The following is a 14,036-nucleotide window of genomic DNA, read 5'->3' on the forward strand; positions in this document are numbered from 1 at the left end:
CGACGCCTGCGAGGGGGCGTGCTGGCCGTCGAGTTCGGCAACTCGCTCGAGGTTCGTCAGGGTGTCCAGCGCGACCGGGTTCCGTCGTCTCGCGTCCGGCGTCAAAGTCGGCCCCTCAGAGGCTGGCGCGGACGTCTGGTCGGTTCAGACTGGCGACGCACCACCTGTAGTGCCCGTCCGAGGCATCCGGGCTATAGATCGTGGCGGTGACGATCGCGTACGCCGCCCGGTAGAGGAGCATCCGCTCGCGGGAATGCCCTTCGGACTCGAACCGATCCAGTAGCAGGTCGTCGATCGCGCGAGCCTGCGGACCATACATGTCGTAGAACCCCGCGGCAGTCCCCGCATCGAAGGTGTTGTCGCCCGCGGTGGTGAGGAATCCCCAGTCCAGCAACGCCGCGGTCTGCCCTTCCTCATTCACCAGGAGATTCGGCGTACAGATGTCGCCGTGCACGATCCGCGGTGTATCCACCTGTACGTCGCCAAGCCTGCTGACGACCTGGGGCAGGACCTTGTCGAAGTTGTCCACGTCGGCTTGAAGATGCGACCTCGACTCGGTGGCTCGTCGCAGTACGAGGGCTGCCAACGCCTCGCCCCACGATGCCCGGTCGGTCCAGAACGGCCGTTGGAGGAGTGGAAGTGCCTTGCTTGCTGGTCCGGCGACGGTCGCGCCGAGGGCCGAGACGATCTCGGCGAAGATGTCGAAGCCCCGATCCTGGCTGATGAGTCCCGTCTCAACGGCTGCCTGGAGCGGGGTGCCCGACAGCTTGGCCTCGACGCTGACAGCTCGGCCGTCGACCTCATCGATGGCCTGGATGGCTGGAGTCCGGAACGACAGCTTCTGGGCTGCGAGCTCTTCCAGGAAGCTGTGGAGCGGCTGGATCTCAGCGGCCGAGCGGTTGAACCAGACCTTGCCCACCAGGTCCCCGCCAAGGTCGTAGACGGCCCCTTCCATCCCCTGCCCGATCAGTTCGACCGGCCCCTCGGCGTACTGCTCGAAGAACTTCATGGCTCCGACTCTGCCGATTGCCCGCCGACGCAGCCAACACATTATCGGCGGAGCCAACCTGTTTCAGCGGACCAGGCGGATGGTGAGCGGGTAGCGGTACTCCTGGCCGCTGGCGGCCGCGAGGGTTGCGAGGATGATGACGACCAGCGCGGCGATGCCGCCGATGATGATGAGCGGGATCACGATCAGGACGCCCAGTCCGAAGGTGACGAGCACCAGCGCGATCGCGACCGCCGTGTAGATCAGCAGGGAGATCTGGAAGTTCAAGGATTCCAGGGCATGCCGGCGAACGAACTCTGACCGGTTCCGGAAGATCAGCCAGATCGCCAGCGGACAGAGGAATCCCATCGCCAGCCAGGCGGCCACGAGGGTGCCGATGTGGGCCACGATCGCCCAGGCTCGTTCCTCGGAAGGTGTCAGCGGCGGACCCGTTCCCGGCGTACTCATGACTCAGTCAAGCACGCCCACCGGCTCCTCCGCACTAGCCCAGAGCCGTCCGGCGCCGGCGCAGGAATCGCTCCTCGGTCTGGTTCACGGTGAGCCCGATTGCCTCGTCGTACGCCTGGACGGCCTCGTCCTTCCGCCCCAACCTCGCCAGTACGTCGGCCCGCGCTGCCGGCAGGTAAGCATACGACTTCAGCGCCGACTCCTTGCCCAGGGCATCAAGCTCGGCGAGCACCGCCGACAGGTCAGCGCCGGGCACGAGGCTGTGCGCGGCGGCTCGGTTCAGCGCCACGATCGGTGACGGCCAGCCGAGCAGCATCGCGTCGTACATCCGGACCACCTGGTTCCAGTCCGTCTCCTCCCACGACGGCGCGGTCACATGCAGCCCCGCGATGGCAGCCTGCAACGCAAACCTCCCATGTCCCTGTCCCTGTCCCTGCCGCAGCGCGGCGGTCGCCCGGGAAACCCCCTCGGCCAGGAGCCGCACGTCCCAGCGCTTGCGGTCCTGGTCCGCCAGCAACACCAAGTCGCCATCCTCGCTGACCCGAGCATCGCCACGCGCCTGGGTCATGAGCAATAGCCCCAGTAAGGCTTGCGGTTCCGGCTCGGTCGGCATCAACCGCACCAGCAGCTCCGCCAGCTCGATCGCCCGCCCGGTCAGGTCAGCCCGAGTGAGTTCCGGCCCCGCCGCCACATGCCCAGCCGTGTAAACCAGCTGCACCACCGTCAGTACCACGTCCAGCCGCGCAGCCAGCTCCGCGTCGGCAGGGATCCGGTACGGAATACTCGCCGCCGCGATCTTCTTCTTGGCCCGGGTGATCCGAGCAGCCGCCGTCGCCTCGCTGATCAACAGCCCGGCGGCCACCTCGCGGGTGGTCAGGCCGCAGATCAGCCGCAGCGTCAGCGCTACCTGCGAGTCCCGCGCCAACGCCGGGTGGCAGCAGGTGAACACGAGCCGGAGCGGGTCAGTCGGCTGCTCGACCTCGCCCGGCCCGATCGGATCCTCGATCAGCAGCGGGAGCTTCCGCCGCAGCGTGGTCTCTCGCCGGAGCCCGTCCAGCGCCAGCCGCCGGGCAACCGTGGTCAGCCAGCCGACCTGGTTCGCCGGGATCCCGTCCGGCCAGGTCCGCAGCGCCTGCACGAACGCGTCCTGCGTGCAGTCCTCGGCCAGGTCGAGATCCCGGGTCAACCGGACGGTCGAGGCCAGCACCGTGGACCAGTGCCCACGGTGCGCCTCGTCCACCACCCGCACGATCTCTCGCGCGGTGGTCGGGTTCTGGTTCACGCCGACTTGTTCACGCCGACTTGTTCACGCCGGCGGCGTCGACTCCGCCGAGGTGTCCATCACCGGACGGACCTCGATGTTGTTCGACGGGCAGAGCTTGGCCAGCGCGAGGGCCTGGTCGAGGTCCTTGCAGTCGATCAGGTAGAAGCCGCCGAGCGCCTCCTTAGTCTCGATGAACGGCCCGTCGGTGACCAGTGGCTCACCGTCGCCCTGCTTCACCGTGCTGGCGGTGGACGACTTCTCCAGTGCGGCTCCGCCGAGGATGCTGGCACCGGCTGCCTCGACCGCCTCCGCGAACGCGTTGTGCAGCTTCATCGCCGCCTGCCACTCCTCCGCCGTGAGGTTGTCGTAGAACTCTTCGGTGTCGAACAGCAGGAACATGTACTGCGCCATCTCTGGCTCCCTTGTCTCGGGCTGATACTGACATCTTGCTGACGAACGGCCGGCGAAGGAATCGACAGCGCCGGACGAGAACGTTTCGTGCCTGGGACGAGATCACCTCATCGTGACTTTGCGGACACCGACAGCACTATCGTCACTGGGTCGCCTACTGTTGACCATGTACTCAACAGGCACTCAATAGGAACTCATCAGGAACCCAGGAGGAACTCGTGGAGCACCTGGACGTACTGATCGTCGGCGCCGGCCTGTCCGGGATCGGGGCCGCCTACCGGCTGCAGACCCAGTGCCCGGACCGTTCCTACGCCGTGCTCGAAGGCCGCGACGACCTTGGCGGCACCTGGGACCTGTTCCGCTACCCCGGCATCAGGTCCGACTCGGACATGTTCACGCTCGGATTTCCCTTCCATCCGTGGAAGGCCGCGAAGGCGATAGCGGACGGTCCCTCGATCCTCGAGTACCTGCACGAGACCGCCGCTACCTACGGCATCGACGAGCACATCCGCTTCGGGCGCCACGTCGTACGGGCTTCCTGGTCGTCGACCGACGCGCTCTGGACGGTGGAGACAAGCCAGGAGACGTACACGTGTTCCTTCCTCTACGTGTGCAGCGGCTACTACAACTACGACTCCGGCTACGTAGTGGACTTCCCGGCCATTGGCGACTTCCGCGGGCAGGTGGTGCATCCGCAGCACTGGCCGGAGGACCTCGACTACAGCGGTCAGCGGGTCGTGGTGATCGGCAGCGGCGCAACTGCGGTGACGCTGGTGCCGGCGATGGCTCCGGAGGCCGCACACGTGACGATGTTGCAGCGGTCCCCGAGCTACGTCGCGTCGCGGCCGGCGCGGGACGCGTTTTCGGACCGGCTCCGGGCCCTGCTGCCGGACAAGCTCGCGCATCGGCTGATCCGAACCAAGAACGTCGCCTTCAGCTCAGCTGTCTATGCGGCGTTCCGGCGCTGGCCGGCTCATGCGGCGTGGTTGCTCAACAGCACCGTCGCCCGGCAACTGCCCGAGTCGGTGCCCATGGACCCGCACTTCACGCCGCGGTACAAGCCGTGGGACCAACGGTTGTGCCTGGTGCCGGATGCGGACCTGTTCGAGGCGCTGCGCGACGGATCGGCGTCAGTCGTCACCGATGAGATCGACACCTTCACCGCTGACGGGATCCGGCTGCGGTCCGGCGCGGAACTGCCGGCCGATCTGGTGGTGACGGCGACCGGGCTGCAAATGGTTGCCCTGGGCAAGATCGAGCTGACGGTCGACGGTCGGCGGGTGGATCCGCACGACACGTTCGTCTACAAGGGCATGATGCTGAGCGGGGTGCCCAACCTCGCCTGGTGCATCGGCTACACGAACAACTCGTGGACCCTGCGCTCCGACCTGACCTCGCAGTACGTCTGCAGGCTGCTGAACCACCTGGCTCGCTCCGGCCTCGACATCTGCGTCCCGGAGATCGACCCGACCGAGTACGACGCGCCGGCGCGGCCGGTGGTCGACCTCTCCTCCGGCTACATCCGCCGCGCCGCCTCGATCCTTCCCCGCCAGGGCTCCTACGGCCCCTGGCGACTCCGGCAGAACTACCCCCGCGATCTGGTGACACTCCGCTACCGGTCGCTGGAAGACGGCGCGATGAAGTTCAAGCCCGCCGCCTAAACCGCCTGCCACCCCCTACCCGCCTTCTCCCCGACTACCCGGCCCGACCCACCGGGCGGCGCGCCACTACCCGGCCCGACCCACCGGGACAGGCCTCACTACCCGGCCCGACTCACCGCCCCATCGCCACTCCCCGGCTCGACGCGCCGATTCGGTGTCACGATTTCGGCGCGTCGACCCGGTAAGTCGAGCCAACTCGGCGGGTCGACCCCGGAAGTGCCAACGACCTCGGCGGGTCGATCCGGGAAGTGGCAACGTCGATCCGGGAACTGCGACCCGGCGAGTCGAAACGCCAGGTGGGATTCCGGCCCGACCCACCGGCCCATCGCCACTGCCGGCCCGACCCACCGGGCGGCGCGCCACTACCCCGCCCGACCCACCGGGACAGGCCTCACTACCCGGCCCGACCCGCCGGGCCATCGCCACTACCCGGCTCGACGCGCCGATTCGGTGTCACGATTTCGGCGCGTCGCCCCGGTAAGTCGAGCCAACTCGGCGGGTCGACCCGGGAAGTGGCAACGACCTCGGCGGGTCGACCCGGGAAGTGGGCTCGACCTCGGCGGGTCGATCCGGGAAGTGCGATCACCCGGCGACCCCACCGGCGCCGCCCCATTACCCCGCCCGACCCACCGGGACAGGCCCCACTACCCGGCCCGACTCACCGCCCCATCGCCACTACCCGGCTCGAGGCGCCGATTCGGTGCCCCGATTTCGGCGCGTCGACCCGGTAAGTCGAGCCAACTCGGCGCGTCGACCCGGGAAGTGGCAACGACCTCGGCGGGTCGATCCGGGAAGTGGCAACGTCGACTCGGGAAGTGCCAACGACCCCGGCGGGTCGACCCGGGAAGGCGGGCCGACCTCGGCGGGTCGATCCGGGAAGTGCCAACGACCTCGGCGGGTCGATCCGGGAAGTGGCAACGTCGGTCCGGGTGGCGGACGCCGCGGCGGATTAGCGACGAACTGCGGCAGAGGACGACGGCGAGCAGCGGCCCGGGCAGGTGCTCTCTCTCCGTGGGCGATCGACGAGAACTGCTGCTCGTTGAACCAACAGCAGCGGACGGCCGCCACTCGACCGGAAGGGGTGCGTCAGGTGGGGACCGGAGCAGGTGGCGGTTCGCCGATGTAGCGGGCGGCGGGACGGATGATTTTGGACTCGGCCGCCTGTTCGAGGATGTTGGCGGTCCAGCCGATCACGCGGCTGACCGCGAACGTCGGCGTGAACATGAGGCGCGGCAGGCCGCACAATTCCATCACCACGCCGGCGTAGAACTCGACGTTCGCGTAGAGGTTGCGGCCCGGCTTGAGCTCGGCCAGGACTTCGACGATGCGCCCTTCGACGGTCGTCGCGAAGTCCACCAGGTCACCCCCGAGATCGACCGCGATGTCGCGCAGCATCAGCGACCGCGGGTCCTCGGTCCGGTAGACCGCGTGCCCGAAGCCCATGATCCGGTCCCCGGCGGTGACCTTCGCCCGGACCCACTCGTCGATGCGGTCCGGCGTGCCGATCTCGTCCAGGCTCGCTAAGGCCCGGTCCGGCGCGCCGCCGTGCAGTGGCCCGGAGAACGCCCCGATCGCCCCGGCAACAGCGGACACCACGTCTGCACCGGTCGAGGCGATCACCCGCGCGGTGAAGGTGGAAGCGTTGAAGCCGTGATCGATCGTCGCGATCAGGTAGTGCTCGATCGCCCGCGCTTGTACTGCGTCAGGCTCGCGACCCGTCACCAGGTAGAGCCAATTGGCCGCGGCCGTGAGATCCGCCCTCGGCTCGAGCGGCTCCTCCCCCTGTCGGAGTCGGTACAGCGCAGCGAGGATGGTCGGAGTCACCGCACACACGAGCATGGCGTCGGCCGTCCGGCGTACGGGGTCTGCGTCCCATAGCGGCGGCAGTCCGCGCGCGGCAGCGAGTAGCGACAGGGCGGTTCGCAGTCCGGCCAGCGGGTTGAAGGTCGCGCCGGCCGCGGCGACGGCCGGCAGCACCTCGCGCACCTCGGACGGCAGCACCCGCAGCGGCGCCAGCTCGGCGACGAACTGCTCTCGCTCGTCATCCGACGGGAGGCGGCCCTCGAACATCAGGAACCACACGTCCTCCACGGTCTTCTTCCGCGCCAGGTCGATCGCGGAGTACTGCCGGTAGTGGTAGAACCCCTCGTCACCTCGGACATCACCGAGCCCGGTCTCGGTCACGACCACGTTGCGCAATCCGGGCGGTACGTCGATTGCTCCAGTGATTGACATGAGTTCAGACTTGAGCGGCAATCAACTATTGTCAATGTTGATCTAGTCAACATAAGGGCTTGATGGAGCGGCGGATGACGCAGCAGAGTGACGAGAATTACCTGACCACGGCCGAGGTCGCCCGCCGGCTCAACGTGAAGCCGGAGACGATCTACGCATATGTGAGCCGGGGTCAGCTCACCAGCGTGCGTGCGCGAGGGCGTCGCGGCAGCCTGTTCGCAGCCGCCGATATCGAACGCCTCGCAAGCCGGACCGTGGAGCACCCGGGTGTGGTCGAGCGGATCGAAAGCGAGCTGAGCCTGCTGGCGGACGACGAGCTGTACTACCGCGGCCACTCGGTCCGCGAGCTGGCCACCACGGAAACCGTCGAGTCGGTCGCGCAGCTCCTCTGGACGGGCGACCTCGCCCAGGTGGAGCCCGTGAAGCTTCCGCGCGAGCAGGTCGAGCTGGCCCGGTCGGCGATCGGGGTGGCGCCGAGGGCCGCGCGAATGACGGACCTGCTGCGCATCGCCGTCGCAGTACTGGGTGCTGGTGATCCGTTGCGGTTCGACCTCGCGCCGGAGGCCGTGGTTCCTGCCGCGCACCGGCTGCTCGGCGTGCTGAATGCGGCGTTGCCGGGGAGAAACGGCAAGGGCAGTTTCGGCGCGCGACTGTGGCCGAAGCTCTCGACACGACCGCCGCGGCCGGAGGTGCTGGACGCGGCATTGATCCTGCTCGCCGACCACGGGCTTGCCGCGTCCACCGTCGCCGCACGCGTTGCAGCCAGCGCCAGAGCCAACCTGTACGCCGTGGTGTCGGCCGGGCTGGGCGCACTCGACGGGCACTACCACGGCGTGGTGCCTACGCTCGCCTACGAGTTCCTCGGCCGGGCCCAGCGGGATCCTGTCGCGGCGCTGTCGGACCAGTTGCGTTCAGGCGAGCCGGTGCCGGGGTTCGGGCATCGGATCTATCGACGGCACGATCCCCGCGCCGTCGTGTTGTTCGAACTGCTCGAGGGTGAGCCGATCCTGGCGCTGGTCGAGCAGCTCACGGATCAGCTGAGCGGGTTCCCGAACAGCGATCTGGCCGTTGCCGCGATGATGCACGCCTACGGGTTCCGGCCGGATGCGGGCGAGGCGCTCTTCGCGATCGCCCGCATCATCGGCTGGACCGCCCATGCCTTGGAGGAATACGCCGAACCCGGCCTGCGATTCCGTGCCCTCGGCATCTACACCGGCGCGACTCCCGGCCTCTAACGCACGCGCAACCTCAGCAGCGTCGCAGCTCCGGCTGCGAGATTCACCGGTACGCCGTTGCCCCGCAGCCCGGCGTACTGCTTGGAGATCCCGACGGGTTGTCCGAGATGGAGAACCAGCGGGACATGCTGCGGATCTGGACGTCGTCCGAGATCAGCATCTTCAGCCCCGCGGTCCGGGCCAGGCCGAGCTGGTACTGGAAGATGATGCCGTCGCCCGCATAGTTGCCCGAGATGACGAAGTCGAACCCGGCCTCGGCGATCTCGGTGAACCGCTCCGGCGTACTGGCGAAGGGATGCGGCGGCCAGAACAGCCCGATCGGGAAGTCCGGGCCGCCGGTGAGCGGCAGCAGGTCGGGCGACGGGGTCGCGTCGACATTGACGTTGCTCTCGGCAACATATCGACCTGTTGCCTTGTCCACTCCGGCAGCGGCGGGGCCGGCCGCGAGGGCTGAGGCGGCGGCCGTTGCGCCGACGCCGAACAATAGCGACCTCCGGCTGGGGCCGAGGGATCGATGAGGGCTTTGCATGGTTGTCCTCCAAGGGCGGTTGAGAGGTTCAGCGTTGCCGGGTGCGGTGACCGGAGACGGCCTCCGCGGTGACGTCGCAGGGGTGCCCGGCCAGGGCGTAGTCTCGCTGGGCGACGCCGATGTAGAGGGCGTCGAGCACGATCATCTGGGCGTGCCTGCCGGCCAGCCCCCCGGTGCGGAAGGTGACGTCGCGGGCCGCGGTGACCAGCACGATGTCGGCGGCCCGCGCGATCGGGGATCGCGGATAGTTGGTGATGGCAACAGTCCGGGCGCCTTGACTGCGGGCTCGCCGCAAGGGTTCCAGTACTTCGAGCGTCTCGCCGCTGTGCGACAGGCCGACTGCGACATCACCCGCACCGAGCAGTGCGGCGCTGGTCAGCGCATTGTGAACGTCACTCCAGCTGTTCGCCCCCCGCCCGATCCGGTGCAACCTCAACCGCAGGTCTTCCGCGACCGTGGCGGACCCGCTCACGGCGTACAGGTCGATTCTCCGCGCGTCGGAGATCGCGCGGACAGCTTCGCCGAGGGCCCGCAGGTCCAGCTCGGCAACGGTGTCCTCGAGCGCGCGGGCGTCTGCCCTGAGGAGCGTGCGGAGTACCTCGCCGAGGCTGTCGTTCGGGCCGACCTCGGCGCCGGTCCCCCGCTCCCAGCTGGTGCTGCTCCGCCCGCTCCGGGGTCGCGCAGTACCTCGTATGTTGCGTCCGAATGATCGTGGGTTCTGACCTCAGGTTCTTCGGACACAACAGGCTGGATCCGCCGGGCTTCTCACCGCCGCGATACCTGGCGGATGGGTCAGAACAGAGCTGTCATCAGGCGACGGCGTGCCTTGACGACACGGTCGTCGTCGGCGCCGACCACGTCGAAGAGCTCGAGCAGGTGCCGGCGGACGGCGTCGCGCTCGTCGCCGGAGGTCGCCTGCACGGTGCGGATCAGCCGGTCGAACGCGTCGTCGACGTGACCGCCCATCAGGTCCACGTCGGCGACCAGCATCTGCGCCTCGACATCGGTCGGGTCCTCCGCGGCCCGGGTGCGCACCTCGGCCGGGACATCCCTGGTCCGCTTCACCAGCTGGACCCGAGCCAGGCCGGCCTTGGCCTCGGCGTCGTTGGGCGCCTCCTTCAGCAGCGCCTCGTACGCCGCGATCGCGCCGTCCAGGTCACCGGCGCCGACCGCGTCCTCCGCGGCCTCGTAGCGCGGGTCCGGTTCGGGCTCGGCAGGCGCTTCGGCACCGGGCGGGCCCACCGGGTCGGTCCGCCCGGTGATGCCGTTGGCGACCGCCACCGTCAGCAGCTGGTCGATGTACTGCCGGGCCTCGGGCTCACCGACGGGACCCTGGAAGAGCGGGACGACCTGACCGCGCAGTACGGCGATCACCAGCGGGACCGTCTGGACGCCGACCGCCTGGGCCAGCTGCGGGTTCGCGTCGATGTCGATCCGGGTCAGCAGGAACTTGCCGGCGTACTCGTCGGACAGCTTGACCAGCACCGGACTGAGCGCGAGGGACGCCTCCGAGCGCGGCGACCAGAACTCGACGATCACCGGCACCTGGATCGACCGCTCGATCACATCCGCCTGGAAGGTCTGCTCGGACACGTTCAGCACGTACGGGCCGCCTGCGGCAGAGCCGCCTGCGGCTGGGGCCCCCGGAGCACCACCGGATCGTGATGCGGGGGGCTTGCGCAGGGACGAAAGGTCGATCGCCCCGGGACGGGTGAAGTTCGGCTGGCTCACCGGGGACCTCGCAATCCGGTCTGCACTCGGTCGGTACGTACGTTCATGGGTCCATCCTCCCCGACGGCTCCGAACGGTGTGGCGCGCGGGTCGCCAGCAGCAGTCTGGCCAGGCCGCTGCGGGTACCGGCCACCGCGATCCGCGCCCCTGGCTGCAGCGCTTCAGCGAACACCGGGGTCCAGTCCCAATCGGTACCCTCCTGCCGGGCCAACACTCGCAGGCCGCCGGCCTCGTCCAGTTCGCCGAGCCTCTTGCCGACCGCAACGGAGTCCCGCTCGACCGTCACCTCGGTGAGCAGCAGAACCCGCCGGCCGGCAGGCACTGTCGCCTGGCTGCGGCGGTTGGCGACCGCCGCGGCGATGGCCGGCGCGACCAGCATCGAGACGGACCGGCTGTGCCCGAGACCCAGTTGCCGCTCGACCCGTTGGGCCAGGTCGTGGTCGAACATCCGCATCGTGATCCGGGCGTCCGGGTTGAGATCGCGGACGACCATCGCGGACTCGAGATTGGTGATGTCGCCGTCGGTGATCGCCAGCACCGACTCACAGCGCTGCACGCCCGCCGATCGCAGCGTCTCCTCGTTGCTGCTGTCGCCGATGATCACCGGGATCCGCAGTCGATGGGCCGTCTGTACGCCGGGCGCGTCATCGTCCTGCTCGACCCCGACCACGGCCATCCCGCGCTCGGCCAGGATCTCCAGCACGCGGGCGCCGACGGTCCCGAGGCCGCAGACGACCACGTGGTTCCTCGGCCGGCCGCGGACTCCGCCGATCACGCGGGACAGCCGCGCCCCGATCAGCGAGTCGACGATCACCGCGGTCAGCAACGCCATCAGCACGATCCCGGTCAGCTGGACCAGGACCGCCGCCACCTTGGCCCACGGCGTCGCGTTCGAGAAGATGTTGTCCTCGATCCCGGCCGACGTCACCGCGCCCGCTGCCAGGTAGAGGGCTCGCAGCCACTCGACATGGGCGATCCAGTGCGTCAGCGCGGTCCCGGCCAGGACCAGACCCGCCATCACCGCCACGATGACCCGAACCCGCCGGTCCAGGACGTCGCGCATCGCCATCACCCAGCCGGCCCGGCGAACGTCCTTGGTCCGCCAGACACTGCGGAGCCCGGTGCCGAGGACGATGTCGCCGGCGGGGTCGGAGCGATCGGTCGGCAGCAGCACGGGTGTCGCGGACGAGGTGGTGTCCGCGAGGACCGTGAGGTGCGGCGGCCGGATCAACTCGGCCGGGCCGGCCACCAGCCGACGGCCACCGAGGTCGAGCCAGGTCAGCTCGTCGTCCTCGAGCGCGTCCGCGACGAACGCGGGTGCCGCCAGCGACGGCCCGGAGATCACCACGCAGTCGCCGAGCAGGTTGTGCAACTGACCACCCAGCCGCGGGTTGACCATCTGGACGACGATCTTCAGGTCCGGGTCCATGTCCCGCGCGGTGAGGGCGGTATGCACGTTGTGCACGTCGTCGGCGTCCAGCAGGACCAGTGCTCGCGCGGTCGAAGGCTTGTCCTCGTCGCGGTCGATGCCGGACCGCCGCAGTACGGACTCGCTGACCACCCGGACGCCTATCACCTGCGCGCCGAGCTCGCCGATCCGCTCGAAGTGCCGGGAGGCTGGGTTGACCACCGCCGTGACCTGCTCACCCGAGGTCACCAGTTCGGTGACCACCCGGAGCATCGTCCGGTCGGATCCGCACACCACAACGCTGCGGCTGTCGGGTGGTTGCGCGGTCCGCTGTTGCTGCGTGCGGCCGCGACGCCTCGTCGCCGCGGGTTGATCCGCCGCCGTCTCCTCGGGCTCAGAAGCGGGCGGGCTCTCGGTATTCGCCCCACTCGTCCCGAAGAACGTGACAGATCTCCCCCATCGTGGCCTCCGCACGCGCCGCCTCCAGCATGGGTTCGATCAGGCTGCCGGTCCCTCTGGACGCCTCGACCAGCGCCGACAGCGTACGACGCACCCGGTCCTCGTCGCGTTCTGTCTTGCGCGCCGCCAGCACCCGGCACTGCTCGATCTCCACCTCGTGGCTGACCCGGAGGATCTCCAGCTCGCCCGACACGGTGTCGGTCAGGGTGTTCACCCCGACGATCTTCTTCTCGCCCTTCTCCAGCTTCTGCTGGTACTCGAAGGCGGCGTCGGCGATCTCGGCCATGAACCAGCCGTCCTCGATCCCGCGCAGGATGCCCGCGGTCATGCTGCCGTCGGGACTCAGCTCCTTGATCCGGGCGAAGATCTCCTCGGCCTGCTGCTCGATCTTGTCGGTCAGCGCCTCGACGTACCAGGAGCCGCCGAGCGGATCCGCCACGTTGGTGACACCGATCTCCTCCATCAGCACCGACTGGGTCCGCAGCGCGATCTCGGCCGACTCCTCGGTCGGCAGCGCCAGCGTTTCGTCGAGTGCGTTGGTGTGCAACGAGTTCGTGCCGCCGAGGATGGCCGCGAGCGCCTCCACCGCGGTCCGTACGACGTTGTTGTACGGCTGTTGCGCGGTCAGCGAGACTCCCGCGGTCTGGGTGTGGAACCGGAGCCACTGCGCCTTGTCGGTCTTCGCGCCGTACACGTCCCGCAGCCAGCGCGCCCAGATCCGCCGGCCGGCCCGGAACTTGGCGATCTCCTCGAAGAAGTCCAGATGGCTGTCGAAGAAGAAGGACAACCCGGGCGCGAACTTGTCGATGTCGAGCCCTCTCGACAAGCCGAGCTCGACGTACCCGAAGCCGTCGGCCAGCGTGTAGGCCAACTCCTGCGCGGCCGTCGATCCTGCCTCCCGGATGTGGTAGCCGGAGACGCTCAGGGGCTTGTAGTCACTGATGTTGGCGGCGCAGTACTCCATCAGGTCGCCGATCAACCGCAGATGCGGCTCCGGCGGGAACAGCCACTCCTTCTGCGCGATGTACTCCTTGAAGATGTCCGTCTGCAGGGTCCCGTTGAGCTTGGTGATGTCGGCGCCCTGCCGTTCGGCGGCGACCAGATACATCACGAAGGCCGGTACTGCGGGGCCGGAGATCGTCATCGAGGTGGTGACGTCCTGCAGCGGGATGCCCTTGAACAGCCGGTCCATGTCGGCGGCCGAGTCGATCGCGACGCCACAGTGGCCGACCTCGCCGAGCGACTTCGGGTCGTCGGAGTCGCGCCCCATCAACGTCGGCATGTCGAACGCGACGGACAACCCGCCACCGCCGGAGTTGAGGATCATCTTGTACCGCTCGTTCGTGTCCTCGGCATTGCCGAAGCCCGCGAACTGCCGGATCGTCCAGGTCCGGCCGCGATACCCGGTCGCGTACAGGCCCCGCGTGAACGGGAACTCCCCCGGCCAGCCGATCCGCTCCATCCGGGGATCGTCGTAGCCCTCGGGCGGCCCGTAGACCGGCTCCACCTCGGTGCCGGACAAGGTGGTGAAGTCCGCCTCCCGCCGCCTCGACGCGTCGTAGCGCTGCTGCCACCTGTCGCGTCCGCCGGCGATCTCCTGCGCGTCCATCACGACCTCCTCGGGTTGTCCACTCCCCCAAACTACTA

General features: G+C 68.8%; 12 protein-coding genes. 2 read left to right on the forward strand and 10 right to left on the reverse strand.

Features of this window, described 5'->3' with window-relative positions:
- Positions 1–115: 115 nt before the first annotated feature.
- The 4 genes from ABD210_RS03415 to ABD210_RS03430 form a co-directional block, all read right to left on the reverse strand.
- Entirely contained in the window at positions 116–1,009 is an 894-nt protein-coding gene (locus tag ABD210_RS03415; RefSeq protein WP_344108561.1) for a phosphotransferase family protein, read from the reverse strand.
- A 63-nt stretch (positions 1,010–1,072) separates the two neighbouring features.
- The gene (locus ABD210_RS03420; RefSeq protein WP_344108564.1) at positions 1,073–1,456 is read right to left on the reverse strand and encodes a DUF4870 domain-containing protein; all 384 of its coding nucleotides are present in this window, start codon (positions 1,454–1,456) and stop codon (positions 1,073–1,075) included.
- A gap of 34 nt (positions 1,457–1,490) precedes the next feature.
- Positions 1,491–2,738: an RNA polymerase sigma factor gene (locus tag ABD210_RS03425; RefSeq protein WP_344108566.1), complete on the reverse strand. Its 1,248-nt coding sequence runs from the start codon at positions 2,736–2,738 to the stop codon at positions 1,491–1,493.
- Between the two features lie 24 nt (positions 2,739–2,762).
- Complete coding sequence (locus ABD210_RS03430) at positions 2,763–3,131, reverse strand: YciI family protein (protein WP_344108568.1); 369 nt, start codon at positions 3,129–3,131, stop codon at positions 2,763–2,765.
- Between the two features lie 218 nt (positions 3,132–3,349).
- Between ABD210_RS03430 and ABD210_RS03435 the strand changes: the two genes are divergently transcribed.
- A complete protein-coding gene (locus ABD210_RS03435; protein WP_344108570.1) occupies positions 3,350–4,792 on the forward strand; it encodes a flavin-containing monooxygenase in 1,443 nt (480 codons plus the stop codon).
- A 1,086-nt stretch (positions 4,793–5,878) separates the two neighbouring features.
- Here the strand turns inward: ABD210_RS03435 and ABD210_RS03440 are convergent.
- Positions 5,879–7,027: a citrate/2-methylcitrate synthase gene (locus tag ABD210_RS03440; protein ID WP_344108573.1), complete on the reverse strand. Its 1,149-nt coding sequence runs from the start codon at positions 7,025–7,027 to the stop codon at positions 5,879–5,881.
- Between the two features lie 74 nt (positions 7,028–7,101).
- On the opposite strand from ABD210_RS03440, the gene ABD210_RS03445 reads away from it, so the two are divergent.
- Complete coding sequence (locus tag ABD210_RS03445) at positions 7,102–8,262, forward strand: citrate/2-methylcitrate synthase (RefSeq protein WP_344108575.1); 1,161 nt, start codon at positions 7,102–7,104, stop codon at positions 8,260–8,262.
- A 43-nt stretch (positions 8,263–8,305) separates the two neighbouring features.
- On the opposite strand, the gene ABD210_RS03450 is transcribed toward ABD210_RS03445, so the two are convergent.
- The 5 genes from ABD210_RS03450 to icmA form a co-directional block, all read right to left on the reverse strand.
- On the reverse strand, positions 8,306–8,791 hold the full coding sequence (locus ABD210_RS03450; protein WP_344108577.1) for a hypothetical protein: 486 nt from the start codon (positions 8,789–8,791) through the stop codon (positions 8,306–8,308).
- 28 nt (positions 8,792–8,819) lie between these two features.
- Positions 8,820–9,485, reverse strand: coding sequence for a MurR/RpiR family transcriptional regulator (locus tag ABD210_RS03455; RefSeq protein WP_344108959.1), 666 nt, complete (start codon positions 9,483–9,485; stop codon positions 8,820–8,822).
- A gap of 98 nt (positions 9,486–9,583) precedes the next feature.
- Positions 9,584–10,522, reverse strand: coding sequence for a tetratricopeptide repeat protein (locus ABD210_RS03460; protein WP_344108580.1), 939 nt, complete (start codon positions 10,520–10,522; stop codon positions 9,584–9,586).
- A 43-nt stretch (positions 10,523–10,565) separates the two neighbouring features.
- Positions 10,566–12,404 carry an NAD-binding protein gene (locus tag ABD210_RS03465; RefSeq protein ID WP_344108582.1) on the reverse strand — a complete coding sequence of 613 codons (1,839 nt, stop codon included), beginning with the start codon at positions 12,402–12,404 and terminating at the stop codon, positions 10,566–10,568.
- On the reverse strand, positions 12,325–13,998 hold the full coding sequence (gene icmA, locus ABD210_RS03470; RefSeq protein ID WP_344108584.1) for a coenzyme B12-dependent isobutyryl-CoA mutase large subunit: 1,674 nt from the start codon (positions 13,996–13,998) through the stop codon (positions 12,325–12,327). The genes ABD210_RS03465 and icmA overlap by 80 nt, the downstream gene beginning before the upstream one ends.
- Positions 13,999–14,036 lie beyond the last annotated feature (38 nt).

Origin of the sequence: Kribbella alba (assembly GCF_039529635.1) — a bacterium.
Classification (GTDB): Bacteria; Actinomycetota; Actinomycetes; order Propionibacteriales; family Kribbellaceae; genus Kribbella; species Kribbella alba.